A 26,330-nucleotide genomic window follows, 5' to 3' on the forward strand; every position below is an offset into this window, starting at 1 on the left:
GCGAAGGGGGTGCACGGGATACACCATACCCCGCGCACGCGCGGGGGGGGGGCCGGGGGACAGGGGGAATTCGGGAGGAAGGGCAGACCGCCGCAGGCACGGCGGGCGCATGGCGGGGGCGGTTCGGCGCGTCAGGCCGCGGTGCAGCTGACCTCGACGGTGTTGCGGCCCGAGGCCTTGGCGCCGTAAAGCGCGCGGTCGGCCTGTTCCATCAGCGCGGTGACCTCGGCCTCGACATTGGCATCGCCCGCGGCCAGCGGCCGTTCGCTGCCGAAGGCCACGCCGACACTGATGGTCACGCCGATCTCGCCCGCGCCGCCGGGCAGCGTCACCGGGCGTTCGCCGACCAGGCTGCGCAGCCGTTCGGCGGTGGAACAGGCGCGGTCGGGATCGGTCTCGGGCAGGGCGACCATGAATTCCTCGCCGCCGATCCGGGCCACCAGGTCGACCGCACGCAGGTTGTCCTTGAGCCGGCGCGCCACCTCGACCAGCACCGCGTCGCCCGCGGCGTGGCCATAGCGGTCGTTCACCCGCTTGAACCGGTCCAGGTCGATCAGCATCACCGCGTAGTTCCGCCCGGTTTCGGCGGCGCGCTCGGCGATGCGGGCCAGGTGGGGCAGCGCGTAGCGGCGGTTGAACAGCCCCGTCAGGGGATCGGTCACCGCCAGCCGCAAGCCATCCTCGACCGTGGCGCGCAGCCGGTCGGCCTGATTCTTGCGGCGCAGCTGGGCCTTGATGCGGATCGCCAGTTCCTGGGGGTCCACCGGCCCCACGATCAGGTCGTTGGCGCCCAGGTCCAGCGCCATCGCGGCGGCTTCGCGGGCGGCCTCGGGCACCACCACAAGCACCGCGGCATGGCGGGTGGCGACATGGGCGCGCAGTTCCGAGACCAGGCGCAGGCCGGCGCCCTGGGGGGCAAGCTGGGAGTCGATCACGAAGACATCGGGGGCGGGGCTGCCTTCGGGCGGGGTCAGCGCCTCGGCCCGCGAGATGGTCGTCAGCGTGTCCGATACCAGCGGCGCCAGCGCGGCGCGCCAGGTCCGGGCCGTGCGCGGATCGGCCGAGATCAGCGCGATGCGGCCCGGCCCCACGAAGGCCTCGGCCGCCTCGGCAAAGCCCAGCGCGCGGTGGGTGCCGTTGCGCAGCGTCAGTTCCTCGGCGGTTTCGCGGGCGCGCAGCAGGTTGCGCACGCGCGCCAGCAGGATCATCTCGTCCAGCGGTTTCGACAGGAACTCGTCCGCGCCGGATTCCAGCGCGCGCATCTTGGCATCGGCCGCGCGCGCGGCGGTGACCACGATCACCGGGATCGCGGCGGTTTCGGGATGCGACTTGAGCCGGCGGCACAGGTCCGCCCCGTCCATGTCGGGCAGGGTCATGTCGAGCAGGATCAGGTCGGGCCGGTCACGCCGCGCCGCGGTGATCGCCGCGGCCCCGTCGGAGGCCTGGAGTACCTCGTAATGCGCTTCGCTCAGCCTTACCTTCATCACGATGCGGTTGGTGGCCACGTCGTCGACTATCAGGATTCGCCGGGACATCGGCGCCGCTCCCCTGTTTAGAATAAAGAGAACTTTTTACAGACATTTTTCGAGGTTCAGTCTTGGGCAGGAAGTGTTAACAAACCCTTTAACGGAAATCGGGAGAAAGCGGCGATGCGGGAATCCGCCGATGTGGTCGCGCTGGGCGCGCTGGCCTGGCTGGTGGGCGATGACGAGCTGTTGCCGGTCTTCCTGGGGGCGACCGGGGCCAGCGAGCACGATTTGCGCGCGCGGGCGGACGACCCCGAATTCCTGGCCTCGGTGCTGGATTTCCTGTTGATGGACGATGCCTGGGTGCTGGCCTTTTGCCGGCACGCGGGCCTGCCGGGCGAGGCGGTGATGCGCGCGCGCGCGGCGCTGCCGGGGGGGGCGGATCCGCACTGGACCTGAGCGGGGCGGGTTCTCGGCGCCGCGCGGGGCGCGCCATCACGTTCGCGTGGGTGTCATGGAGGACCGGTATCGGGGGAAGATGGCGATGATGGACCGGATCACGGCGATCCTTTTCGACAAGGACGGCACGCTGTTCGACTTTCAGGCCAGCTGGGGCGGCTGGGCGGCGCGGCTGCTGGAGGGGCTGGCCGCGGGCGATCACGGGCGCCACGCCGCGCTGGCCGCGGCGGTGGGGTTCGACACCGCCACCCGCCGGTTCCGGCGCGACAGCATCGCCATCGCCTCGACCGCCGAGGAGATCGCCCGGCGCATGGTGCCGCACCTGCCCGGGCACCGCGTGGACGACCTGGTGGCCTCGATGAATGCCCAGGCGGCGGCGGCCAGGATGGTGCCGGCGGTGCCGCTGGGCCCGCTGATGGACGGGCTGGCCGCGCGCGGCCTGGCGCTGGGGGTGGCGACCAACGAGGCCGAGGCCCCGGCGCGCGCCCACCTGGCCGCCGCCGGCATCGCCGACCGGGTGGATTTCGTCGCGGGCTGTGACAGCGGCCACGGCGCCAAGCCCGCGCCGGGCCAGTTGCTGGCCTTTGCCGCGGCGGTTGGCCGCAGGCCGGGCGAGGTGTTGATGGTGGGCGACAGCCGCCACGACCTGCTGGCCGGGCGCCGGGCGGGCATGGCGACGGCGGCGGTTCTGACCGGGATCGCGGCGGCGGAGGACCTGGCCGACCTGGCCGACGCGGTGCTGCCCGATATCGGCCACCTGCCGGATTTCCTGGACCGCCTGGCCGGGCTGCCGCCGCGGGCGTGATCCGCCGTGCGGGTCGGGGGCGGCCGGGGGGACTCTGGGGGGGCTCTGCCCCCCGTCCTTCGGACTCCCCCCGGGATATTTCGCGCCAGAAGAAGGCACGAGGCGGGGCATTGGGGGAGGGGTCGTTTTCCGGGGGCGGGGGAGCGGCGGTCTGGCTTTCGGGCCGGGTGCGGGTGGCGGGTCGCGGCATGGGCCCCGGCGGGGGGACGGGCGGGTTCGGCGGTACGGCCCGGCCGGGTCTGGAACGGGGCCCGGGATGGTCCGGGCCGGGCGGCCGGGTCGAGGCCCGGAGCGGCTTGGGGGTGGTCGGCGGGGTCGTCGCGGGGTGGGCCGGGGGCGTCAGCCCCCGGCCCCGGTCGCCTTGGCGAAGCCAAGGCGAAACCCCATCCTTCCCGCCCCAATCCTTCCCGCCCCCATCCTTCCCGCCCCCATCCTTCCCGCCCCCATCCTTCCCGCCCCCATCCTTCCCGTCGGGTGGGGCGCGCGCGCCCGGATCAGGGGCGCGCGCCGCGGTCGCGCTCGCGCGGGGGGCCGCGGCGCAGGACGCGTTCCAGCCGGTCGGCGAAGCCGGCGCGGGCCTCGGGGGGCATCGCCGCGATGCGGTCCAGCATCAGCCCGCGCATCAGCGCCGCCTGGTCCTGGACGCGCGCCTGCTGGGTCTCCATCACCCGGGCCACCCTGGCATGGTCGTAGGGTTCGGCGCGCAGCGCGGCGAGCAGGTCGCGGAACCCGTCGCGCACCGCCGCGCGGTTCTGGCCGAGCCGCGGCGCCTGGTCCTTCAGCGCGGCGCGCAGCGCGGCGCGGTCGGCCTCGGTGAAGGCGCGGCCATAGGGGCCGTAATCGCCGGGGCCGATCGTGGCCTGCGGGCCGCGGTCGCGGCCGTGGCCGATCACCGCGCCGCCGACGATGCCGAGGATCAGCAGGTTGAGCGCGAGGCTTGTCACCAGCGCGACGCGGACCCAGGTGCGGGTGCGCGGCGGTTGGGGGTCCGGCGCTCCGGGGGTGGGGGTTTCGGTCTCGGCCATCGCTCAGCCCTCCGTCAGGTAGGTGTCGAGGCTGGGCACCATGTCGGTGACGTCGTAGCCGCTGCCCAGCATCGCCGCGGTCACCGCCTCCAGCCCGCCCGGCGCGGCGTAGCCGATCCAGATGCCCACGACGCCCGCCGTGGCCAGCCCGCCCAGCGCCGGCCAGCCGCCGAGCGCCGCGACCAGCCCGGCCAGCGCGCCCCGCGGCGCCCCGTGCGGGCGGGGTTCGGGGGTGGCGCGCGCGCCCGTCTCGGCCATGGCGTCGTCCATCACCCGCGCCAAGAGCGCCGCCGAGGGCGTGGCGCGCACGGCGCGGCCCGCCGCGAACAGCGCCTCGAGTTCCGTGTCGTTCATCTGCCGGTCAGTCATCTTCGAATCCCAGTTCCATGCGCCGCCCGGCCAGCATGGCCGACAGCGCCCTCTTGCCCCGGGCGGTCAGGCTTTCGACCGCCTCGACGCCGATTTCCATCACCGCGGCGATCTCGGGGTTCGACAGCCCCTCGAGATGGCGCAGGATCACCGCCTGGCGCTGGCGTTCGGGCAGGCTGGCCAGCGCGGTTTCCAGCGCCTCGGCGCGCGCCGCCGCGATCAGCCGCGCCTCGGCGCCGGGCGTGTCGTCCGCGGGGTCGGGCACGCTGTCGAGCCCCTGCCCGCGGCGCCGGCGCAGCCGGTCGGTGCACAGGTTGGCCACGACCCGGTAGAGCCAGGTCGTCACCTTCGCCTCGCCCGGGCGCCAGTCGGGCGCGATGCGCCAGAGCCTGAGCATCGCCTCTTGCGCCACGTCCTCGGCCTCGGCCGCGTCGCGCAGCATCCGCGCGGCATAGCCCAGCACCCTTGGCGTCAGCCGCAGCGTCAGCGCGCGCGCCGCCGCCGCATCGCCCCGGCCATAGGCCAGGAGCAACGCCTCGTCGGTTTCCCCGCTTTGCTCGGCATCGAAAGGCATCGGCATGCGTCCCCCGGCCTATCCGCTGGCCCCCGGCCCGGCAAGCCCGGCGGGGCGTGCAGGCCCCGCCGGCCATAGGGTCAGCGGGCGCCGCCCCCCGCGCCGAAGCGGCCGCCGAAGCGCTGGATCGCGGCATCGAACTCGTCCTTGGTGATCGTGCCGTCGCCATCGGCATCGACCCGGTCGAACATCATCTGCGGGCCGGGGCGGGTCGCCATCTCCTCGGGGCTGAGCTTTCCATCGCCATCGGCGTCCAGCATCTCGACCAGCGATTGCGCCCGCGCGGCGCGGTCCTCGTCCGACAGGGTGGGGTCGCCGAAGCCGCCATAGCCCATCGGGCCCGACCCCTCCCTGCCGCCGAACAGGCCGTAGCCGCCGCCGCGCATGCCCTGGCCCATGCCTTGCCCGGGTCCCATGCCATAGCTTTGGCCCATGCCATGGCCGTGGCCGCGGCCCATCCCGTGGCCCTGCATCATCGGGCAGCCCTGGCCCGGCCCCATGCCGTAGCCCTGCATCATGCCCGTCTGCCCGGCACCCTGGCAGCCGGTCCAGCCCTGCTGGCGGCCCTGGCCGCGCCCGTCGCGCCCGCCACGGCCCTGCGCCCCGGCCATCTGGCGGCCGCCCCCGGCGGGGCCCAGGTCCTGCGCCTCGTCGGCGGAAATCGCGCCGTCGCCGTCATCGTCGAGATAGGCGAAACGGGCGCGCGCGCGGGCGGTGAATTCCTCGAGGCTGATCGTCCCGCTGTCATCGGCATCCAGCCGGTCGAACAGCGCCGCACCGCGCCCCTGCCCGGCCTGCATGCCCTGGCCTTGGCCCTGCCCGGCGCCCTGTGCCGCCGCGGGCAGCGCGGCGCCCAGGATCGCCACCGTGCCGATCGCCAGCGCCATCATCGAAACGCGCCCCGTTATCCGTGCCATCTGCCGTCTCCTTTTCCAGTCCGTTGCATCGCGGCCGGGCGCCCTGCACCCGCCTTTCGATCCTGTTACGCACCGGCCCGCCGGTTCCGTCGCAGGCTTTCGGATTTCTTTGCGACATCCCGCCGCAAGGACAGTGCGTCATCTTTTAACGACCGGCGCGTTCACTAGCTTGGCAACTGCACGCAAAGCCGGAGGCGTGCCCACATGGCAACGACTGACCACTCGATGATCGACATGCACCCGAGGCCGCTGGGGACCGCGCTTTTGCGTGGCTGGTGCAAACGCTGCCCGAATTGCGGCGCGGGCCCGATGATGTCGGGCTATCTGACCGTGCGCGAACATTGCCCGGTCTGCAGGGAAGATTTGCACCACCACCATTCCGATGACGGGCCGGCCTATCTGACGGTGCTGATCGTGGCCTTCATGGCCGCGCCGCTGGCGTTGTGGGCGTTCCTGGCGTTCCGGCCCGATCCCCTGGTGCTGACATCGGTTTTCTCGATTGGCTGCGTGGGGCTGGCGCTGTACCTTCTGCCCCGACTGAAAGGGGTGATGGTGGCGTTGCAATGGGCCAAGAGGATGCACGGCTTCGGGGACGAGACATAGCAGAGCCGCCGATCCGCGACGCGGCCACGGTGATCGTGCTGCGCGATGCGGGCACCGCGCCCCGGGTCCTGATGGGCCAGCGCGGCGCGTCCGCGGCCTTCATGCCGAACAAGTTCGTCTTTCCCGGCGGCGCGGTCGACCCGGTGGACGCCACCGTGCCGCTGGCCGGCCCGCTGGGCGCGGCCTGCAGCGCGCGGCTGTCGGCCGAGGCCGACCCGGGCCTGGCCCCGGCGCTGGTGACCGCCGGCATCCGCGAGCTGTGGGAGGAAACCGGCCTGATCCTGGGCCGGCGCGGGGCGTGGGAGGCCCCCGCGCCCAAGGGCTGGCGCGGGTTCTCGCGGACCGGGCACCTGCCCACGGCCGAGGGGTTGCACTTCATCTTTCGCGCGATCACCCCGCCCGGCCGCCCGCGCCGGTTCGACGCGCGGTTCTTCCTGGTCGAGGCCGAGGCGATCGCCAACGATCTCGACGATTTCTCGGGCGCCGAGGACGAGCTGGGCTGCCTGCAATGGATCCCGCTGGCCGAGGTGCGCGGCTTCAACCTGCCCTTCATCACCGAGGTCGTGCTGGCCGAGGTGGCGGGGCTGCTGAAGGCGGGGCTGGAACCGGCCAGCGTGCCGTTCTTCGACAACCGCAGCCCGCGCTCGGAATTCCTGCGGCTGCGCTAGGCCGGGGCGGCCCTCACAAGGCGAGGATCAGGATCAGGATCGAGGCGGTCAGGAACCCCATCGCCACCAGTTCGCGCGGGCTGGTCTTCTCCTTGAACACGAAGGTGGCGGCGAGAAAGCTGAAGATCAGCTCCACCTGCCCCAGCGCCTTGACATAGGCCGCCGTCTGAAGCGTGAAGGCCAGGAACCAGCCGCCCGAGCCCAGCATCGAGGTGACCCCCACAAGACCCGCCACCCGCCAGTGACGCAGCACCCGGGTGATCTCGCCCTTCTCGCGCCAGGCCAGCCAGGCCGCCATCGCCAGGCTTTGCGCCGCCGTCACCACCGCCAGCGTCAGCGCCGCGCGCAGGAAAACGTCGTCCAGCCCCAGCGCCAGCGTCGCCCCGCGATAGCCCGTGGCCGACACCGCGAACAACACGCCGGAGGCCAGCCCCAGCCCCGCGGCGCGGTTGAACAGGCGCCGGTGCCAGGGCGGCCCGCCCGCGGAGGGCGTATCCGACAACAGCACCACCCCGGCGAAGCCCACCAGGATCGCCAGCAACCCGCCCGGCGAAACCCCCTCGCCCAGCACCACGAACCCCACCAGCGCGGTCTGCAATACCTCGGTCTTCTTGAAGGTGATGCCGACGGCGAAATTGCGGTGCGAAAACAGCGCGACGACGCACATCGTCGCCAGAATCTGCGCCAGCCCGCCGGCCATGGCAAAGACCCAGAACCGCACCGTGAACCCGGGCAGCCCCTGCCCCGTGGCCAGTAGGTAACCCGCCACGATCGCCGCCACCAGGGGCGCCGAAAAGACGAAGCGCGCGAAGGTGGCGCCACCGGTGGACAGCCGCGTCGCCTTGAGATGCTTTTGCAGCATGAAGCGCAGGTTCTGCACGAAGGCGGCGAACAGCGTGATCGGGATCCAGGGGGCCATGGCATGACCTGCCACCAAGCCGGCCCGCTGTCGAGCGGGAAACGGCACGCCCCCCGGCCCGTCTCGTCGCGCCCTTTCGGTTTCGCCTTGGCTGCGCCAAGGCGACCGGCTGGGGGGCTTTGCCCCCCAGACCCCCCAGGATATTTCGGGCCAGAAGAAGCAGGTCAGGAACTTCTTCTGGCCCGAAATATCCCGGGGGGAGTCCGAAGGACGGGGGGCAGAGCCCCCCTGCCCCGCCCCCAGGGCGAGGATGGCCGCCCGCCCGAAGCCGTCAGCCCGGCTTCTGCCCCACGGCGCGGCCTGCGCCGTCGGGGCGGGGCAGTGCCGCGTGGGCCGTGGCGATCCGGGACAGGCGATGCGCGAGGTCGGGGCCGGGCGGGCAGGAGCGGCGGGTCTCAAGGTTTACATGCAGGAGCAGGTGCTCGCCGGTGGCCAGCAGGGTCTCGCCCGAGAGCATCCGGTGGAACAGGTGCATCTTCTTGCCCGCCCCCTCCAGCACCGTGGTCTCGATGCGGAAGCGCTGGCCGGCATGGGCCTCGGCGAGGTGGCGGATATGGGTCTCGGCGGTGAAATAGCTGTTGCCGGCCGCGATGTAATCGGCGTCGCAGCCGATCATCTCCATGAACCGGTCGGTCGCGTCGGCAAAGGCGTAGAGGTAGCGCGATTCGGTCATGTGGCCGTTGTAATCGGTCCAGTCGAGCGGCACCGCGCGGTCCTGGGTCACGATGGGCCGGGCGATGTCGCCCGCCGCGCCCTGCCGCGCCGCGTCGAAGCGGCGCAGATGCGCGCCGGCCCCTGCACCGGTCCATTTCAGCGCGCGCAGGAGACCCACCAGGTTGGTGTCGCGCGCGCGTTCCAGCTCGGCGATGGTGCGCGTGCCCGATTGCGCGTCGGACTGGTCGGCGATGGTGCGCACCAGCTCGTCGGTCAGCTCGGGCACGTCGGTCAGGTGCGACCAGGGCGCCTTGAGGCAGGGGCCGAACTGCGACAGGAAATGGCCCATCCCCTGCTCGCCCCCGGCGATCCGGTAGGTTTCGAAGAGCCCCATCTGCGCCCAGCGCAGCCCGAAGCCCAGGCAGATCGCCTCGTCGATCTCCTCGGTGGTGGCGATGCCGTCATGGACCAGCCACAACGCCTCGCGCCAGAGCGATTCGAGCAGCCGGTCGGCGATATGGCCGTCGATTTCGTGGCGGACGTGCAGCGGCGCCATGCCGATCCCGGTCAGCACCTGTTTCGCGCGGTCGAGCATGTCCGCTGGCGCGTCGGGGGCGGCCACCAGTTCGACCAGCGGCAGCAGGTAGACCGGGTTGAACGGGTGCGCGACCAGGACCGGGCAGCGCCGGGCGGCGGGCCCCTGAAGCGCAGACGGCGTGAAGCCCGAGGTCGAGGAGGCGAGGATCACCTCGTCGGCGCAATGTTCCTGCACCTTCTGGTAGAGGGTGCGTTTCAGGTCCAGCCGCTCGGGCACGCTTTCCTGGATCCATTCGGCCCCCCGGACCGCCTGCGAGATGCGGTCGACGACGATCACCGCGCCCTCGGGCGGCAGGGGCGTGTCGTAAAGGCCCGGCAGCGCGCGGCGGGCGTTCTCCATCACCCGGTCCAGCCGCGCGGCTGCGGCCGGGTCGGGGTCGAAGACGCGCACCTCCCAGCCCATGAGCGCGAAGCGCGCGGCCCAGCCCGCCCCGATCACGCCCGCCCCCAGGATCGCGGCGACCCCGGTCATGCCGCCGTCCCCGGCGCACGTTTCACCAGGCCCAGCCGGGCGCGCACCGCGTCCGGGCCGATCACCCGCGCGCCCAGCCGTTCGATGATGCCGACCGCGCGGTCCACCAGTTGCGCGTTGGTCGCGGGCACGCCGCGGTCCAGCATCAGGTTGTCTTCCAGCCCCACGCGCACGTTCCCGCCCGCCAGCACAGCCGCCGCGACATAGGGCATCTGGTGGCGGCCCAGCGCAAACGCCGAGAAGGTCCAGCCCGGCGGCACCGCGTGCACCATGGCGAGAAAGGTGGTCAGGTCGTCGGGCGCGCCCCAGGGCACGCCCATGCACAGCTGGACCAGCGCGGGCGCCTGCAGCACGCCGTCGGCGGCCAGCCGCTTGGCCAGCCACAGGTGGCCGGTGTCGAAGGCCTCGATTTCCGGGCGCACGCCCATCGCGGTGATCGCCCGGCCCATGGCGGCCAGCATGCCGGGCGTGTTGACCATGACGTAATCGGCCTCGGCGAAGTTCATCGTGCCGCAATCGAGGGTGCAGATCTCGGGGCGGCACTCGGCGATATGGGCCAGCCGCTCGGCCGCGCCGGCCATGTCGGTGCCGGGGCCGGAGGGCGGCAGCGGCGCCTCGGGCGGGCCGAGGACCAGGTCGCCGCCCATGCCGGCGGTCAGGTTCAGCACCATGTCGGGGCGGGCGTCGCGGATGCGGTCGGTCACCTCGCGGAACAGGCGCGGGTCGCGCGACGGCGCGCCGGTGTCGGGGTCGCGGACATGGACATGCACGATCGCCGCGCCGGCCTCGGCCGCCTCGACCGCGGCCTGCGCGATCTGGGCGGGGCTGCGCGGCACGTGCGGGTTGCGGTCCTGCGTCGCACCGGAACCGGTCACGGCGCAGGTCACGAAGACCTCGCGGTTCATTTCGAGCGGCATGAACATCCCCTGTTCGCACCGATGATAATGCCGGGTCATGCCCCCGCGGCAAGTCCCGGGTCCCCCGCGCCCGCCCGCCGGGTGGCGGGCGTGCCACGGATGCAACGCCCGGGGCCTGGTGGCGGGTGTTCGGGCGGGGGGGGGAACGGCGGGGGGAACGGCGGCGGGCGGGGGCGGCACCCGGGGCGACGGCGCAGGTCCGGCGGCGTTCCGGGCGCGGCCCGGTGGCCTGCGCGGGCGCGGCGGGCCATGGATCGACCGCCCCGGTCCGAGGGGGCGGCGTCAGGCAGGGGGGGCGGCACCGGCCGGGGTTCGGCTTTTGGCCGCTGCGCCTTCGCGCGGGCGGGAGCGGCGGCCAAGGGCCGCCACGCCCCGGGCATGGGCCGGGCGGGGCGCCCGCGCTGCGGACCCGGGCATTGCCGAAGGCGCCCTGGGACAGGCTGCGCCGGGCGTACCCATGCGCGGGCGGGGCGGCCGGGCGGCGGCGGATCGCCACGCGCCCGGCCCGCGCCGCGCCGCCCGGCCGGGTCAGAACGGCATCGGGTGCGCCTTGTGGGCCAGCGCGATATCGGCCAGCACCTCGTCCGACAGGGTCACGTCGGCCGCGCCCAGCACGGTGCGCAACTGCTCGGTCGAGGTCGCGCCGACGATCGGGACCACCGGGAAGGGCCGCTGCGCCACGAAGGCGATGGCCATCTGCGCGGGCACCAGCCCATGCGTATTGGCGATGCCCAGATAGGCCGCCACCGCCTCCCAGACGCGGGGGGTGATGCGGCCGTTCAGGTCGGGCTGGCGTTCGCGCCGCGTGCCGTCGGGGGTCACGTCGCCCGCGTATTTCCCGGTCAGCAGCCCCGCGGCCAGCGGCGTGTAGGCCAGAAGCGTGACGTCCTCGTTCACGCCCAGTTCCGCCAGGTCGGTGTCGTAATGGCGGCAGAGCAGCGAGTATTCGTTCTGGATCGACTGGGCGCGCGGCAGCCCGTGCGCCTCGGCCAGGCGCAGCCATTGCGCCATGCCCCAGGCGGTTTCGTTGGACAGGCCGAAATGGCGGATCTTGCCCTCGGCCACCAGCTCGCCCATCGTTTCCAGGCAGGCCAGCATGTCGTCCAGCGTGGCGGCCGCGTCCTGGCCCGAGGGGTCATAGGCCCAGTTCTTGCGGAAATGGTAGGAGCCGCGGTTCGGCCAGTGGACCTGGTAGAGGTCGATGTAATCGGTCCGCAGCCTGCGCAGCGAGCCCTCGACCGCCTCGCGAATGATCGCCGGCGTGATCGGCGCGCCGTCGCGCACCGCCTTCTGGCCCGCGCCGGTGATCTTGGTCGCCACCACCCATTCGTGCCGGCGGCCGGTGTCCTGGAACCAGTTGCCGATGATGCGCTCGGTGCGGCCGACGGTTTCTTCCTTGATCGGGGCGACCGGGTACATCTCGGCGGTGTCCATGAAGTTCACCCCGCGGTCCAGCGCCAGGTCGATCTGCGCGTGGCCCTCCTCCTGGGTGTTCTGGCTGCCCCAGGTCATGGTGCCCAGGCAAAGGCAGGACACGGTCAGCCCGGTTCGGCCCAGCGCAACTCGTCTCATGGTGGTCCCCTGTTCTTGTGGTCCCGCGCAGAGTTATCGGCTGAGGCGCCAAGAGCAACCCCCAAGCGCCACAGCCGGGGGGTCCGGGGGGCAGCGCCCCCCGGCGGGTCGGCCCGGCGTCAGCCGGGGCGAAACCGGGACGCGGGCCGCCCGGGCCGGCCCTTCCCGGGGCCTCACGGCCGGACGTAGCTGAACCCGTTCTCCTGCAACTCGACCAGCCGCACCACGCCCGAGGGCACGATCCGCGCCTCGTCCAGCAGGGCGATTTCCCGGCCGGCCCTTGCGCTCATCTTGCGGTGGGTGTTGCCGCAGGCCGAAAAGGTCAGCCCCTCGCCCATCTCCAGCGCCATGGTCGAGATGCGGTCCTCCACCGGGCTTTTGCCGGGGATCAGCATGTTGAGGCCGGGGCCGTAGGCGACGACCTCGATCACCACCGCGTCGCCCTGCCCGCGGTAATGGGCGGCGAGGTTCTGCACGTTGTTCAGCGCCATGTTCATCAGCTGCGGGTCGGCCTGGTTGACATGGACGGCGACGTGATGGGTCCGCCCCTCGGCCCAGGCCATGGGCGCGGCGGCAAGGGCGGCCAGCCCCGCCAGTGCAAGTGGCTTCGTGGTCTCTCCTCCCTTCAGGGGGCGGACGTGTAACAGGGGCGGGCCTTCGGGCAATGCGGGAAAAATCTTGAGAACATTTGATGAACATCTTACCTTTCCCCCATGAGTACCCTCACCCGCGCCCCACACCGGGACCGCCCGGCCCTGACCCTGCTGTCGGAGATCGCGCTGCCGCTGGCCCGCGCGCATGAACTTTGCGGCCCGGCGCGGCACATGCTGGCGCTGCTGCTGGCGGGCGCGGCCGCGGGGCCGGTGCTGTGGATCGCACCGGCCTGGGCGCCCGCCCGGCTCTACCCCGACACGGTGGCCGAACGGCTGGCGCCGGGGCGGCTGATCCTGGTCCGCCCGAAACGGGCCGAGGACCTGTTGTGGTCGATGGAAGAGGCGCTGCGGGCCGGCGTGGTGCCGGTGGTGGTGGCCGAACTGCCCGAACCGCCCCCCCTGACCCCGGTCCGCCGGCTGCACCTGGCCGCCGAGGCGGGGGCCGGAACGGGGCACGGCGCGCCGCTGGGGCTGCTCCTGACGCCGGGCGCGGGCGGCGCGGCGGGGGTCGAAACCCGCTGGCACATGGCCCCGCGCCACGCGCCGGACCGGACCGCGTGGCACCTCGAACGCCGCCGCGCCCGCACCGCGCCGCCGCGCGCCTGGCGGCTCTGCGACACGGACGGCCGGCTGACACTGCACCCCGCCCCGCTCGGCACACCCGCGGGGGCCTGACCCGGCGGCACAGGCCCGGCGGCACAGGCCCGGCGGCACAGGCCCGGCGGCACAGGCCCGGCGGCATCGCCACACCTCCGGTTTCGCCCCGCTTGCGCGGGGCGACCCGCGCCGGGGGCTGACGCCCCCGGCGCGGCCCGGTCCCGGCGATAGCCGCCCACATCCCACCTGTCCGCTTTTTCTTGGCCCAAATACTCCCGGCGGCACAGCCCCCAAGCCGCACGACCTCTGCCCCGGACAGAACCGCACCAAAAACCCTGCACCGATCACCAGCAGGTCCACCGTCCCAACACCCCGGAAACGCCCCTGTCCACCCCGCACGCACCGGCATCCGGGACCTTCCCGACCGGCGCCCGGCCACAACCGTCCCATTCGCCCGAACCTGCCCAGCCCGCCCCCGACCCAAAGGCACACCAGCCAGACCGGCCCCAACACACGCACCCGGCCTCGTGCCAGGCCGCCCCCCATCCCCCCCCGGGGGGGGGGGGGGGGGGGGGGGGCGCGCCCCCCCCCCCGCCCCCCCCCCCCCCCCCGGCCCCCCCCCCCCCCCCCCCCCCCCCCCCACCCCCCCCCCCCCGCCCCCACCCCCCCCCCCCCCCGGCGGCGGGGCCCCCCCCCCCCCCCCCCGGGGGGGCGGGCCCCCCCCCCCCCGCCCCCCGGTCGCCTCGCGCAGCGAGGCGAAACACCTCCCCCGGCACCACGCCGGGCGGAGTCACCCCCGTCACGGAAACGTCACCCCCATGTCGCTTTCCGCCCTGCACCTCATCCCCGCAGCGGCTAGCACGGAAAGGCCATGCGCCTGATGATCTCCTTCGCCGCCCTGTTCCTTTCGGTCGTCCTGCTCCAGCTGTCCTCGGGCGGCGTCGGGCCGCTCGATGCGCTCTCGGGGCTGGCGCTGGGCTTTTCCACGGCCCAGGTCGGCCTCCTGGGTTCGGCGCATTTCCTGGGGTTCTTCGTCGGCTGCTGGTGGGCGCCGCGGCTGATGGGCACGGTGGGCCATTCGCGCGCCTTCGCGGCCTTTACCGCGCTGGGGGCGATGGGGCTGATCGCGCACATGATGGTGGTCGACCCGCTGGCCTGGGCGGGGATGCGCATGGCCGTGGGCCTGTGCGTGGCGGGCTGTTACACGGTGATCGAGGCCTGGCTGAACGCCAAGCTGACCAACGAGACCCGCGGCCGGGCGATGGGCACCTACCGGATCGCCGACATGGGCGCGTCGCTGGCCGCGCAGCTGCTGATCGCGGTGCTGCCGCCGGCGGCCTATGTCTCCTACAACCTGCTTGCGCTGATCTGTTGCGCGGCGCTTCTGCCGCTGACGCTGTCCACCCTGCCCCAGCCCGAAACGCCCGAGGCCCCGCGCCTGCGCCCCGGCCTGGCCTTCCGGCTGTCGCCGCTGGCGACGGTGGGGGTGATCGTGGCGGGCCTTACCTCGGCGGCGTTCCGCATGGTGGGCCCCGTCTACGGCCAGGAGGTGGGGTTGAGGCCCGACCAGATCGGCCTGTTCCTGGCGGCCTTCGTGGGTGGCGGGGCGCTGGCGCAATATCCCGTGGGCGCGCTGGCCGACAAGGTCGACCGGCGCCACGTGCTGATCGGCCTGTCGCTGGCCGCGATCGCGGCCTCGGCGGTCACGGTGGCGGTGGCGGGCGGGGGCACGACGGCGGTGTTCCTGTCGGCCATGCTGTTCGGCGCGACGACCTTCCCGGTCTACTCGGTCTCGGCCGCGCATGCCCATGACTGGGCCGAAAGCCAGGACCGGGTGGAGCTGTCGGCGGCGCTGATGTTCTTCTTCGCGCTGGGGGCCATCGCCTCGCCGCTGGCGGCCTCGGGGGTGATCGACCGGTTCGGGCCGCAGGCGCTGTTCTGGATGATCGCCGCGGGGCATGCGGGGCTGGTCCTGTTCGGGCTGGCCCGGATGCGCAGCCGCCCCGCGCGCGGGCCGCGCACGGCCTATGTCTGGACGCCGCGCACCTCGTTCCTGATCGGCCGGCTGACCAAGCCCAGCCGCGAGAAGCGCCCCACCGACAGCCGCTAGCCATCGCCGCGCCCTTGGGCTAAACGGGGCGCCGACGCTCGGCAAGAAGGCAAGGGCCCCATGGCACGCATCCTCATCACCTCGGCGATCCCCTATATCAACGGGATCAAGCACCTGGGCAACCTGGTCGGCAGCCAGTTGCCCGCCGATCTTTACGCCCGTTATTGCCGCGCGCGCGGCCACGAGGTGATGTTCCTGTGTGCCACCGACGAACATGGCACGCCCGCGGAACTGGCCGCCGCCAAGACCGGCGAGCCGGTGGCGGAGTATTGCGCGCGGATGCATGGCGTTCAGGCGGAACTGGCGCGCGGCTTCCGGCTGTCCTTCGACCATTTCGGGCGCTCGTCGAGCCCGCAGAACCACCATCTGACCCAGTATTTCGCGGGCCGGCTAGCCGAGAACGGCTATATCGAGGAGCGCACCGAACGGCAGGTCTATTCCCACGCCGACAAGCGGTTCCTGCCCGACCGCTATATCGAGGGGACCTGCCCGAATTGCGGCTATGACAAGGCGCGCGGCGACCAGTGCGAGAACTGCACGAAACAGCTGGACCCGACCGACCTGATCGAGCCGCGCAGCGCGATTTCGGGGTCCACCGACCTGGAGGTGCGCGAGACCAAGCACCTGTACCTGCGGCAATCCCTGATGAAGGACGAGCTGGAGGCCTGGATCGACTCGAAAACCGACTGGCCGATCCTGACCACCTCGATCGCCAAGAAATGGCTGAACGACGGCGACGGGCTGCAGGACCGGGGCATCACACGCGACCTGGATTGGGGCATCCCGGTCAAGCGCGGCGAAGACGACTGGCCGGGGATGGAGGGCAAGGTCTTTTACGTGTGGTTCGACGCGCCCATCGAGTACATCGCCGCGGCCGCCGAATGGGCCGAGGCGAACGGCAAGGCCGAGGCCGACTGGCGGCGCTGGTGGCGCACCGACGAGGGCGCCGAGGATGTTCGATACGTGCAATTCATGGGCAAGGACAACGTGCCGTTCCACACGCTGTCCTTCCCGGCCACGATCATGGGCTCGCGCGATCCGTGGAAGCTGGTCGATTACATCAAGTCGTTCAACTACCTGAACTATGACGGCGGGCAGTTCTCGACCAGCCAGGGGCGTGGCGTGTTCATGGACCAGGCGCTGGCGATCCTGCCCAGCGATTACTGGCGCTGGTGGCTGTTGTCCCATGCGCCGGAAACATCGGACAGCGAATTCACCTGGGAGAATTTCCAGCAAGCGGTGAACAAGGACCTGGCCGATGTGCTGGGCAATTTCGTCAGCCGCGTGACCAAGTTCTGCCGGTCCAAGTTCGGCGAAGAGGTTCCGGCGGGCGGCGCCTATGGCGAGCGCGAGAACGCGCTGATCGACGATCTGTATATCCGGCTGCGGGCCTACCAGGACCACATGGACGCGATCGAGGTGCGCAAGGCGGCGGGCGAGCTGCGGGCGATCTGGGTGCTGGGCAACGAGTACCTGCAGGCCGCCGCGCCCTGGACCGCGTTCAAGACCGACCCGGACGAGGCCGCCGCGATCATCCGGTTCTCGCTGAACCTGATCCGGTTCTACGCGGTTCTGTCCGCGCCCTTCATCCCCGATGCGAGCGCCGCGATGCTGGCGGCGATGAAGACGGGGGCGGCCGGCTGGCCGGGCGAGAACCTGATCGAGGAAATGGCGGTGCTGGCGCCCGGGCACGGGTTCGAGACGCCCGAGATGCTGTTCCGCAAGATCGCCGACGAGGAACGCGAGGGCTGGCAGGCGCAATTCGCGGGGCAGCGGGGCTGAGGCGGGGGCGCTCCCGCCCCCGGCCCGCGCGCGGCTGCGCCGCGCTTGTCCGGCGTTGGGCATGGCGCCCGGCCGGGCCGGGCGCGCCTCCGGCGGGGATATTTGCCGCCAGAAGAAGCCGGGGGCGTCCGGCACCGTTCTGCGCGGTCGCCCAGGCGACTGGAGAACGGGTCGAACCGTCGGATCAGGTGGGTTGGCGCACCACGTAGACCGAGCAATCGGAATGGCGCACCACGCGGGCGGCGTTGGGGCCGAGCAGGTAGTCGCGCAGTTCGGGTTTGTGCGAGCCGATCACGATGAGGTCGGTGCCGGCCTCGCGCGCGGCGTGGAGGATTTCCTCGTAGGCCTTGCCGGTGGCCACGATGTGGCGGACGGCCTGGTTGGCCTCGGCACCGATCACGTCGATGGCGAAATCGTTGAGGATTTTCCGGGCCTTGGCCACCGCCTTGTCGTGGAAGCCCTGGTCGAAGAACTGGCCCACCACGCTCATCCCGAAATCGGGGACGACGGTGATCAGGTCGAGCCGGGCGCCGTCGAGGCGGGCGAGTTTCTCGGCCACGCGCAGGACCTCGCGGTCCAGTTCGGGTTGGCTGACGTCGATGGCGGCGAGGATCGCGGCACTCATGCGGGCACCTTTTGGCGTTGGGCGCGGCCCAGTTGCAGCCAGGCGACTGCGCCGAGCAGCAAGAGCGCGGGGAGAAAGACCAGTTCCTGCGGAAGTTGCGGGCGCGGCACGCGCAGCGCCGACAGTGTGACCGGGTCGTCGCCGTAGAAGTCGAAGCCCTGCAGCGTGTCGGCGAAGGGCGTGCCGAACATCGGTTCTTCGAGTTTCACGACGCCGTCCTCTTCATAGGGCAGCAGGCCGGTGGCCTGGAGCCGGGCGGCGCCGCCCTCGGCATCGGGCACCGAGATCACGAGGCTGGTCTCTTTCGGTTCCAGCGTGTCGAAATCGGGCCCGGCGACGCGGACGCGGATGGTGTCGCCCGGGTTCGCCTGGGCCAGCGCCTGTTCCAGCTGGGCGGGCGGCAGGTCGGCGAAGGGGGGTTGCAGCTTGTTCATGAAGTAGTCGGGCCGGAACAGCGCGAAGGCGATCAGGATCAGCGCGACGCTTTCGTAGAGGCGGTTTTTCGTCAGGAACCAGCCCATGGTGCCCGCGGTGAAGACGAGGATCGCGATGGTGGCGACCACGAAGACGAGGATGCCCTGCAGCCAGCCCACGTCGATCAGCAGGAGATCGGTGTTGAAGATGAACACGAAGGGCAACGCGACGGTGCGCAAGCTGTAGAAGAAGGCGGTGAAGCCGGTGCGGATCGCGTCACCCCCGGACACGGCGGCGGCCGCGAAAGAGGCCAGCCCCACGGGGGGTGTCACATCCGCCATGATGCCGAAGTAGAACACGAAGAGGTGCACCGCGATCAGCGGCACGATCAGGCCCGATTGCGCGCCGAGTTCCACCACGACGCCCGCCATAAGAGACGAGACGACGATGTAGTTCGCGGTGGTGGGCAGGCCCATGCCGAGGATCAGCGACAGGATGCCCACGAAGACCAGCATCAGGATCAGGTTGCCGCCCGAGACGAATTCGACGAGATCGGCCATCACCTGGCCGATGCCGGTCAGCGTCACGGTGCCGACGATCACGCCGGCGGTGGCGGTGGCAAGCCCGATGCCGATCATGTTGCGCGCGCCCGCGATCAGCCCCTCGACCAGGTCGACGACGCCGGCCCTGAAGGCGGGCACCATGGCCCGCCCGCCGCGGAACAGCGCCTTGAGCGGGCGCTGGGTCAGCAGGATCGCGAACAGGAGCGCCGTCGCCCAGAAGGCCGAGAGGCCGGGCGATTTCTGTTCGATCATCAGGAAGTAGACCAGCACGATGATCGGCAGCAGGAAGTAGAGGCCGGACTTGTAGATCTCGCCCACCACGGGCAGGCGCACATCCGGGGCGTTGGGATCGTCGGGTTCGAGGTCGGGCACGGTGGCGGCCAGCGCCAGCAGGGCGACATAGGCCACGAAGATCAGCGCCGCCAGCACCCAGCCCGCGCCCTCGGGCACGGCGGCGGCGACCCAGCCGACGGGATACTGCACGAAGTAGCAGAGCGCGGCGAAGCCCGCGAAGAAGGCGAACATCCCCCCGATGGTGCGGCCCAGCGAGACCACGCGGTCGCCCAGCGTGGGCATGTTCCGCTTCACCGCCTCGAGGTGCACGATATAGACCAGCGCGATGTAGGAGATCACGGCCGGCAGGAAGGCATGGGTGATGACCTCGACATAGGAAATGCCGACATATTCGACCATCAGGAAGGCCGCGGCACCCATGACGGGGGGCATGATCTGGCCGTTGACGGAACTGGCCACCTCGACCGAGCCCGCCTGTTCCGAGGTGAAGCCCACGCGTTTCATCAGCGGGATCGTGAAGGTGCCGGTGGTGACCACGTTGGCGATGGAAGAGCCCGAGATCAGGCCGGTGGCGGCGGACCCCACGACCGCGGCCTTGGCCGGGCCGCCGCGCAGGTGGCCCAGCGCGCCGAAGGCCATCTTGATGAAGTAGTTGCCCGCCCCGGCCTTTTCCAAGAGCGCGCCGAACAGGACGAACAGGAACACGAACTTGGTGGACACGCCCAGCGCGATGCCGAACACGCCTTCGGAGGTGATCCACATGTGGCTCATGGCCTTTTGCAGGCTGGCGCCCTTCCAGCGGATCACCTCGGGCACCCAGGAGGACGAGCCGAAGAAGACGTACATGAGGAAGACGGTGGCGATGATCGCCATGGCGGGGCCGAGGGCACGGCGGGCGGCCTCGAACAGCAGGATCAGACCGGCGAGGGCGAACCACTTGTCCACGTTGTCGGCCAAACCGCCCGACTGGACGATCTTTTCATAGAAGAAATAGCCATACATCGCGATGAAGGCGCCGACGATGGCATAGACCCAGTCCTGGATCGGGATACGCCGGCGCGGGCTGGACCGGAAGGCCGGGTAGGCGGCGAAGGCCAGGAAGATCGCGAAGGCCAGGTGGATCTGGCGCGAATTGTTGATCAGGTCGCCGGGCAGCACGTAATTGGCGATGGGCGAGGCCAGCAGCACCTGGAACACAGACCAGATCACCGCGACCGCGGCCAGGAACAGGCCGACCGGCCCGGCGGGGTTGCGCGCGCCTGAATCGGAGGCTGCGACGAGGTCCTGGAGTTCCTCTTCGGACAGGGCACGGCCCTTGGCTGTCGTCTGGGACATCGGCCTGGTTCTCCCGGCTGGGCCGCGAAGGTGGCGCGGCTTTGTCGTTTACCGGCGCTGTTTCCGCGCCTTTCGGGGGCCGGGGCACGCGTCCGCGTGCCCCGGCCGTTGGGTCATAATGGCAGACCGGCTTACTCGATCCAGCCCTTTTCGCGGTAATAGCGCGCGGCACCGTCATGCAGCGGCGCCGACAGGCCGTCCTTGATCATTTCTTCGGCTTTCAGGTTGGCAAAGGCCGGGTGCAGCCCCTTGAAGTCGTCGAAATTGTCGAACACCGCCTTGACGACCTGGTAGACCGCCTCTTCGGACACGTCGGCCGAGGTGACGAAGGTCGCGCCCACGCCGAAGGTGGTCACGTCCTCGTCGGTGCCGCGATACATGCCGCCGGGGATCGTGGCCGTGCGGTAGTAGGAGTTTTCCGCGATCAGCTTGTCGATCGCCGGGCCGGTGACGTTCACCAGCACCGAGTCGCAGGCCGTGGTGGCCTCCTGGATGGTGCCGGACGGGTGGCCCACGGTGAACACGATGGCATCCACCTGGTTGTCGCAGAGCGCGGCGGACTGCTCGGCCGGTTTCAGCTCGGCGGCCAGTTCGAAATCATCGGTGGTCCAGCCCAGTTCGCCCATCACGATCTCGAACGTGCCGCGGGCGCCCGAACCGGGGTTGCCGAGGTTCACGCGCTTGCCCTTGAGATCGGCGAATTCCTTGATGCCGCTGTCGGAGCGGGCGACCACGGTGAAGGGCTCGGGGTGGATCGAGAACACCGCGCGCAGGCCTTCGAACGGGCCGTCCGCCTCGAAATTGTCCGAGGTGCCGTTATAGGCGTGGAACTGCCAGTCGGACTGGGCGACGCCGAATTCCAGTTCGCCCGCGCGGATGGTTTTCAGGTTGTAGACCGACCCGCCGGTGGATTCGACCGAGCAGCGGATGCCGTGTTCCTTGCGGCCCTTGTTCACCAGCCGGCAGATCGCGCCGCCGGTGGGGTAGTAGACGCCGGTCACGCCGCCGGTGCCGATGGTGATGAATTCCTCGGCGGCGACGGGTGCGGCCATCGCGGTCAGCGCGGCGGCGGCAGCGGTCAGTTTCAGTCGTGCAAACATGAAGTTACTCCCTTCGTTGGATTGTCGTTTGCGTTCGCGGCTTGGGATCACGTGCTCCAGAATTCCTCGAGCCGGTGATTGCGGGCCTCCACCTCCTCGATCCGGGCCTTGGCGGCGGGGCCTGCCCGCGCGGCCAGCATGCCGATGATCGTTTCGGCCAGCACCAGGCTGGCGGCGTAGGAGGAGAAGAATTGCGGGCTGTCCGAGGGCAGGATGAAGCCGGAATCGGCCCATTTCAGCGCCGGACAGCTATGGGTGTCGGTCATCACCACCACGTAGGCGCCGCGCTCGCGCCCCATCTCGGCGGCGCGGACGGCGCGGCGGGCGAAGGGCGGCTTGGTCAGCACGATCAGCGCGTCGGCCTGGGTCAGGTCGGCCATCGCGGTGGCCAGCGACGCGCCCATGCGCCCGGCCAGCCGCCAGTTCGAGGCGAAGTAATTGCCCATGTAGGCCATGTATTCGACGATACCGGTGGACCCCAGCGCGCCGTACAGGACCACGTTTTCCGCCCGGTGCAGGCGGTCGACCGTGGCCTCGAGCCGGGCGGGGTCGATCAGGCGGGTCATCGCCTCGATATTGGCCGCGCAGGCGCTGGCCTGGCGCGTCAGGAAGGGCGGCTGGGCGCCCGCCTCGGCCTCGGCCTGAAGGCGCTGGACCCGTTCGGAAAAGCTGACATAGCGCCGGCCGACCGCGTTGCGGGAAAGTTCGCGCATTTCCTCGTAGCTGGCAAAGCCCAGCGCGCGGGCCAGCCGCGAGAAGGTCGCCGGGGCCAGCCCCGAGGAGGCCGAGATCGAGCGCAGCGACCGGGTGGCCACGTCGACGGGATGCCCGGCCACGTAATCGGCGGCGTCGCGCAGCTTGGCGCTGAGCGTGCCGTATGCGGCCGCGATCTTGTCCTCGATGGACGGGCTGTCGGTCATGCACCCCCCGTGAAGAATCGTTGAAACGCAGCGTTTCAACCGTTTTGCCCGTTGTCAATTGCTGAAACGTCTGTTTCAATCTTTGACCGAACGTCACCCGCGCGACTCGCGCCCCAAGGGCCCGCCCCATGTCCCATATCTTCCCCCGCAATTCCCGCGCCGCCCCGCCCATGGTCGCCCGCGGCGACGGCGTCTACCTGATCGACACCGACGGCAAACGCTATCTCGACGGGTCGGGGGGGGCTGCGGTGTCCTGCCTGGGCCATGGCGACCCGCAGGTGACGGCGGCGATCAAGGCGCAGCTGGACCGCGTGGCCTTTGCCCATACCGGGTTCTTCACCTCGGACCCCGCCGAGCGGCTGGCCGACATGCTGATCGACCATGCGCCGGCGGGTCTGGACCGGGTTTACCTGGTCTCTGGCGGGTCCGAGGCGATGGAGGCGGCGCTGAAGCTGGCGCGCCAGTATTTCATCGAGATCGGCCAGCCCACGCGCCACCGGGTGATCGCGCGGCGCCAAAGCTATCACGGCAACACGCTGGGCGCGTTGGCGACAGGGGGCAACATGTGGCGGCGCGAACCGTTCGCGCCGCTGATGATCGAAACCACCCATATTTCGCCCTGCTACGCCTATCGCGGCCGGGCCGAGGGCGAGAGCGACTGGGACTATGGCCAGCGCGTCGCCAACGAGCTGGAGGCCGAGATCGCGCGGCTGGGCCCCGACACGGTGATGGCCTTTGTCGCCGAACCGGTGGTGGGCGCGACCCTGGGCGCGGTGCCGCCCGTCGAGGGGTATTTCAAGCGCATCCGCGAGATCTGCGACACCCATGGCATCCTGTTGATCCTGGACGAGGTGATGTGCGGGATGGGCCGCACCGGCACGCTGTTCGCCTGTGACCAGGACGGGGTGGTGCCCGACATCACCGCCATCGCCAAGGGCCTGGGCGCGGGCTATCAGCCGATCGGCGCGATGCTGTGCACGGCCAAGATTCACGATGCCATCGCGGACGGTTCGGGGTTCTTCCAGCACGGGCATACCTACCTGGGCCACCCGGTCGCGGCGGCCGCGGCCCTTGCCGTGCTGACCAGGCTGACCGAGGGCGGTCTGGCGGACCGGGCGCGGGTGATGGGCGAGCGGCTGCAATCCGCGCTGGAGGCGGCGTTCGGCCAGCACCCCCATGTCGGCGACATCCGCGGGCGCGGGATGTTCCGGGGGATGGAATTCGTCGAGGACCGCGAGACGAAACGCCCCTTCGACCCCGCGCGCAAGGTCAGCGCGCGGCTGAAGGCGGCGGCGTTCGAGGCCGGGCTGATCTGCTACCCGATGGGCGGCACGATCGACGGGCGCCAGGGCGACCACGTCCTGCTGGCCCCGCCCTTCATCCTGGAAGACGCCCATATCGACGAGATCGTGGACAAGCTGGGCACCGCCCTGGCCCGGGCGATCTGATCGCGCTGGTGCCCGCGGCCGGCAGCGAATACCCATATCTTGTGGTCTCACTTACTCTCACGCGCCTTGCCCTGCCTCATTGGTCCCAATTTTTAAAGGGCAGGTCAGATCAGGCCATTTCAAGCCATCTCAATTCATGCTACATGTTGTGGGTGGATTGATGGGTGGTCTGAATGACACGTGCCTTGCACAGGCTCTCGGCAGCAAAGGTTCGGTCGGCCCCGCCCGGGAAATACGCCGATGGCGGTGGGCTCTGGCTCAACAAGCGCCCGGATGGTGGCGCGCAATGGTTTCTTCGCGTCACCGTGCACGGGCGCCGTCGGGAGATGGGGCTGGGGTCGCTGCACCACGTTTCCCTGAAGGAGGCGCGCGAGGAGGCAGAGAAGTGGCGGGCGATCGCGCGCAAGGGCGTCGATCCGGTGAAGGAGCGACAGCGCCTGGCCAGAGTTGCGGCGCGCAACATGCATCTGCTGCGGGACATCGCGCAGGACGCCTTCGAGAGCCGCAAGGCCGACCTCAAGGATGACGGCAAGGCCGGCCGCTGGTTCTCGCCCCTCGAACTCTACGTCTTGCCCAAGCTCGGCGGCGTTCCGGTCAGCCAGATCGACCAGCAGGACATTCGCGACACGTTGCGCCCGATCTGGCACAGCAAGGCCGACACCGCGCGCAAGGCGATGAACCGGCTTGGGATCTGCCTCAAGCATGCCGCCGCCCTCGGCCTCGATGTCGACCTTCAGGCGACCGAGAAGGCCAAGGCGCTGCTCGGGCGGCAGAAGCACAAGGTGCAGCATGTTCCTGCGCTCCCCTGGCGGGAGGTGCCCGCCTTCTATGCCAGCCTGTCGGACGGGACGATCACCCATCTGGCACTGCGGCTCTTGATCCTGACCGCCGTCCGATCGCGACCGCTGCGTTTCCTGCGGCTCGACCAGATCGAGGGGGATGTCTGGACGGTTCCGGGCGAGATGCAGAAGGGCCGCCGTGACCGCACCGCGGATCTTGCCGTGCCGCTCTCGACCGAAGCGATGGCCGTGGTCGCGCAGGCGAGGCCGTTCGCACGAGACGGATTTCTGTTCCCGAGCGTCCGCAAGGGCGTGATCAGCGACGCCACGATGGCCCGCCTGATGGAGCGCCGGGGCATGGAGGCGCGGCCGCATGGTTTCCGTTCCAGCTTTCGCGACTGGTGCGCCGAGGCGACGGACACGCCGCGCGAGGTGGCCGAGACCGCGCTGGGTCACGTGGTCGGCGGCTCAGTCGAGCGCGCTTATCGCCGAACCGATTTCCTGGAGCAGCGGCGCGTGCTGATGGAGCGGTGGGCAGATCATGTCCGCGGTAAGGACGGGCAGGTTGTGAGGCTGGCGCATCGGTGATGCGCGGCTTGATTGGGATTCCGAGTTGCCACCAATTGATCATGAAAGAGGAAGATGAACGAGCAAGAGCGAAGCCTACAGGAACTCATCGACCAAAGGGTGGAGGCAGCCAAAGATCGAGCTTGGGCAGAAAGATTGGATGGAGCCCAAATCACGCTTGAGGAGGCGCGACAGAAAGTCACCGAAGTCCTTCGATCGCAATTGGTCGACCGCCCGGGCAGCTCCAAGGCTCCCGGCATGAGCATTCATATCGGCATGCTCGAGCTGCAAGGGGTCTTCCCCTCGCTGCCGTCACCCCCGTCCGAAGCTGAGGTGGTCGATGCCATCGAGCGTTCGAGCACGGATTACAAGACGTTTCAGGCGCTACGACTTTCAGCGCGGCTCGGCTTCTCGGACCAGTATCCGGCCCTGAAGGCGTGGGAACGCGACTTGATAAGCGGACTGGTGAACGAGCCTCCCCTGCCAAAAGGTCCTTCAAACGCCCGAGACGCACAGCGCAATATGCTGATCGTTTCTCAGATCAGGCAGCTCGATGTGGCGGGATTCAAACCGATGCGAAACGAGGCGACCTCCGCGCGTACCAGCGGCTGCGACATTGTCGCCGACGTCATGACGGATCTTGGCAACCCGATGACATACTCGGCAGTAGAGGCCGTCTGGAAAAACCGTGACAAGGCCCCACAGCCAAAGTTTCTCGCCGACCTGCTCGTGGAAGGTGTTCTACGCAAGCTTCCCGACCAAGGCGAGCCGACGTCGGAAAAGTAAGGCGCCTTTCTTTTCCGATGCGACTTGCTTGGTCAGCATGCGACTGCCTGTCGTGGAAAACGATAGGAGTTGCCCATGTCTGTCAAGAAACTGTCTAATACCGCACTGGCCGGGTTCACTCTGAGCCCGCACAAAGGGGAATGCCTAATCCGCGACGCCGAGGGCGCGGCGCTGCTCGGATGCTCGAAGGCAACCTGGTGGCGCCGGGTCGCCGACGGCACGCTGCCGCCGGCGATCAAGATCGGCGGCATGTCCCGCTGGAAGCTCTCGGACGTGCTCGAGGTGATTGACCGCGCGTCGGAACAGCGCAAGACCTAAAACAAACCCCACCCAGCACTTA

Annotated in this window: 25 protein-coding genes; 11 read left to right on the forward strand and 14 right to left on the reverse strand. The window is 70.5% G+C overall.

The annotated features are described in order from the left end of the window. Positions 1-131: 131 nt before the first annotated feature. Positions 132-1,535, reverse strand: coding sequence for a diguanylate cyclase (locus EV662_RS09340; protein WP_132461902.1), 1,404 nt, complete (start codon positions 1,533-1,535; stop codon positions 132-134). A 114-nt stretch (positions 1,536-1,649) separates the two neighbouring features. On the opposite strand from EV662_RS09340, the gene EV662_RS09345 reads away from it, so the two are divergent. Together EV662_RS09345 and EV662_RS09350 are read left to right on the forward strand one after the other, a co-directional pair. Beyond that, positions 1,650-1,925: a DUF3572 domain-containing protein gene (locus EV662_RS09345; protein WP_132461903.1), complete on the forward strand. Its 276-nt coding sequence runs from the start codon at positions 1,650-1,652 to the stop codon at positions 1,923-1,925. Positions 1,926-2,013: 88 nt separating this feature from the next. Continuing rightward, positions 2,014-2,730, forward strand: a complete 717-nt coding sequence (locus EV662_RS09350) for an HAD family hydrolase (RefSeq protein WP_132462057.1) — start codon at positions 2,014-2,016, stop codon at positions 2,728-2,730. 494 nt (positions 2,731-3,224) lie between these two features. Here the strand turns inward: EV662_RS09350 and EV662_RS09355 are convergent, their stop codons facing one another. The 4 genes from EV662_RS09355 to EV662_RS09370 all read right to left on the reverse strand — a co-directional run bounded on the left by EV662_RS09355 (position 3,225) and on the right by EV662_RS09370 (position 5,615). Next, positions 3,225-3,755, reverse strand: coding sequence for a periplasmic heavy metal sensor (locus EV662_RS09355; protein ID WP_132461904.1), 531 nt, complete (start codon positions 3,753-3,755; stop codon positions 3,225-3,227). Positions 3,756-3,758: 3 nt separating this feature from the next. Next, positions 3,759-4,124 carry a hypothetical protein gene (locus EV662_RS09360; protein ID WP_132461905.1) on the reverse strand — a complete coding sequence of 122 codons (366 nt, stop codon included), beginning with the start codon at positions 4,122-4,124 and terminating at the stop codon, positions 3,759-3,761. After that, a complete protein-coding gene (locus EV662_RS09365) occupies positions 4,117-4,704 on the reverse strand; it encodes an RNA polymerase sigma factor (protein ID WP_132461906.1) in 588 nt (195 codons plus the stop codon). Before EV662_RS09365 ends, EV662_RS09360 begins: the two co-directional genes overlap by 8 nt. Before the next feature lie 74 nt (positions 4,705-4,778). Further along, on the reverse strand, positions 4,779-5,615 hold the full coding sequence (locus EV662_RS09370) for an EF-hand domain-containing protein (RefSeq protein ID WP_132461907.1): 837 nt from the start codon (positions 5,613-5,615) through the stop codon (positions 4,779-4,781). Between the two features lie 204 nt (positions 5,616-5,819). Between EV662_RS09370 and EV662_RS09375 the strand changes: the two genes are divergently transcribed. Both EV662_RS09375 and EV662_RS09380 read left to right on the forward strand, forming a co-directional pair. Then, the gene (locus EV662_RS09375; protein WP_132461908.1) at positions 5,820-6,218 is read left to right on the forward strand and encodes a DUF983 domain-containing protein; all 399 of its coding nucleotides are present in this window, start codon (positions 5,820-5,822) and stop codon (positions 6,216-6,218) included. Further along, positions 6,179-6,886, forward strand: coding sequence for an NUDIX hydrolase (locus tag EV662_RS09380; RefSeq protein WP_132461909.1), 708 nt, complete (start codon positions 6,179-6,181; stop codon positions 6,884-6,886). The genes EV662_RS09375 and EV662_RS09380 overlap by 40 nt, the downstream gene beginning before the upstream one ends. A 13-nt stretch (positions 6,887-6,899) precedes the next feature. Here the strand turns inward: EV662_RS09380 and EV662_RS09385 are convergent, their stop codons facing one another. From EV662_RS09385 to EV662_RS09405, 5 genes are all read right to left on the reverse strand, one after another. Next, on the reverse strand, positions 6,900-7,805 hold the full coding sequence (locus tag EV662_RS09385; RefSeq protein WP_132461910.1) for a DMT family transporter: 906 nt from the start codon (positions 7,803-7,805) through the stop codon (positions 6,900-6,902). A 271-nt stretch (positions 7,806-8,076) separates the two neighbouring features. Beyond that, complete coding sequence (locus EV662_RS09390) at positions 8,077-9,528, reverse strand: carnitine 3-dehydrogenase (RefSeq protein ID WP_132461911.1); 1,452 nt, start codon at positions 9,526-9,528, stop codon at positions 8,077-8,079. Beyond that, entirely contained in the window at positions 9,525-10,445 is a 921-nt protein-coding gene (locus EV662_RS09395; RefSeq protein ID WP_132461912.1) for a beta-keto acid cleavage family enzyme, read from the reverse strand. Before EV662_RS09395 ends, EV662_RS09390 begins: the two co-directional genes overlap by 4 nt. 528 nt (positions 10,446-10,973) lie before the next feature. Next, complete coding sequence (locus tag EV662_RS09400) at positions 10,974-12,017, reverse strand: aldo/keto reductase (RefSeq protein ID WP_132461913.1); 1,044 nt, start codon at positions 12,015-12,017, stop codon at positions 10,974-10,976. A gap of 173 nt (positions 12,018-12,190) precedes the next feature. Next, positions 12,191-12,682, reverse strand: a complete 492-nt coding sequence (locus tag EV662_RS09405; RefSeq protein ID WP_243695817.1) for a DsrE family protein — start codon at positions 12,680-12,682, stop codon at positions 12,191-12,193. A gap of 48 nt (positions 12,683-12,730) precedes the next feature. On the opposite strand from EV662_RS09405, the gene EV662_RS09410 reads away from it, so the two are divergent. From EV662_RS09410 to metG, 3 genes are all read left to right on the forward strand, one after another. Next, complete coding sequence (locus tag EV662_RS09410; RefSeq protein WP_132461914.1) at positions 12,731-13,345, forward strand: hypothetical protein; 615 nt, start codon at positions 12,731-12,733, stop codon at positions 13,343-13,345. Positions 13,346-14,138: 793 nt separating this feature from the next. Continuing rightward, positions 14,139-15,377 (forward strand): MFS transporter, encoded by a 1,239-nt coding sequence (locus tag EV662_RS09420; protein WP_132461915.1) that lies wholly within the window; start codon positions 14,139-14,141, stop codon positions 15,375-15,377. Between the two features lie 60 nt (positions 15,378-15,437). After that, complete coding sequence (gene metG / locus EV662_RS09425) at positions 15,438-17,159, forward strand: methionine--tRNA ligase (RefSeq protein WP_132461916.1); 1,722 nt, start codon at positions 15,438-15,440, stop codon at positions 17,157-17,159. Positions 17,160-17,343: 184 nt separating this feature from the next. Here metG and EV662_RS09430 read toward each other — a convergent pair whose 3' ends face one another. The 4 genes from EV662_RS09430 to EV662_RS09445 form a co-directional block, all read right to left on the reverse strand. Beyond that, positions 17,344-17,784 (reverse strand): universal stress protein, encoded by a 441-nt coding sequence (locus tag EV662_RS09430; protein WP_132461917.1) that lies wholly within the window; start codon positions 17,782-17,784, stop codon positions 17,344-17,346. Continuing rightward, a complete protein-coding gene (locus EV662_RS09435; protein ID WP_132461918.1) occupies positions 17,781-20,390 on the reverse strand; it encodes a TRAP transporter permease in 2,610 nt (869 codons plus the stop codon). Before EV662_RS09435 ends, EV662_RS09430 begins: the two co-directional genes overlap by 4 nt. 131 nt (positions 20,391-20,521) lie before the next feature. Continuing rightward, positions 20,522-21,490 (reverse strand): TAXI family TRAP transporter solute-binding subunit, encoded by a 969-nt coding sequence (locus tag EV662_RS09440; protein WP_132461919.1) that lies wholly within the window; start codon positions 21,488-21,490, stop codon positions 20,522-20,524. A 47-nt stretch (positions 21,491-21,537) separates the two neighbouring features. Then, on the reverse strand, positions 21,538-22,410 hold the full coding sequence (locus EV662_RS09445; RefSeq protein ID WP_243695818.1) for a MurR/RpiR family transcriptional regulator: 873 nt from the start codon (positions 22,408-22,410) through the stop codon (positions 21,538-21,540). A gap of 128 nt (positions 22,411-22,538) precedes the next feature. On the opposite strand from EV662_RS09445, the gene EV662_RS09450 reads away from it, so the two are divergent. From EV662_RS09450 to EV662_RS09465, 4 genes are all read left to right on the forward strand, one after another. After that, entirely contained in the window at positions 22,539-23,858 is a 1,320-nt protein-coding gene (locus EV662_RS09450; RefSeq protein ID WP_132461920.1) for an aspartate aminotransferase family protein, read from the forward strand. A 173-nt stretch (positions 23,859-24,031) separates the two neighbouring features. Further along, a complete protein-coding gene (locus EV662_RS09455; protein WP_132461921.1) occupies positions 24,032-25,225 on the forward strand; it encodes a tyrosine-type recombinase/integrase in 1,194 nt (397 codons plus the stop codon). Between the two features lie 54 nt (positions 25,226-25,279). Further along, entirely contained in the window at positions 25,280-25,990 is a 711-nt protein-coding gene (locus EV662_RS09460) for a hypothetical protein (RefSeq protein WP_132461922.1), read from the forward strand. A 75-nt stretch (positions 25,991-26,065) separates the two neighbouring features. Beyond that, complete coding sequence (locus EV662_RS09465; RefSeq protein ID WP_132461923.1) at positions 26,066-26,308, forward strand: helix-turn-helix transcriptional regulator; 243 nt, start codon at positions 26,066-26,068, stop codon at positions 26,306-26,308. Positions 26,309-26,330 lie beyond the last annotated feature (22 nt).

The sequence above is a fragment of the Rhodovulum marinum genome (assembly GCF_004343075.1).
Lineage (GTDB): Bacteria > Pseudomonadota > Alphaproteobacteria > Rhodobacterales > Rhodobacteraceae > Rhodovulum > Rhodovulum marinum.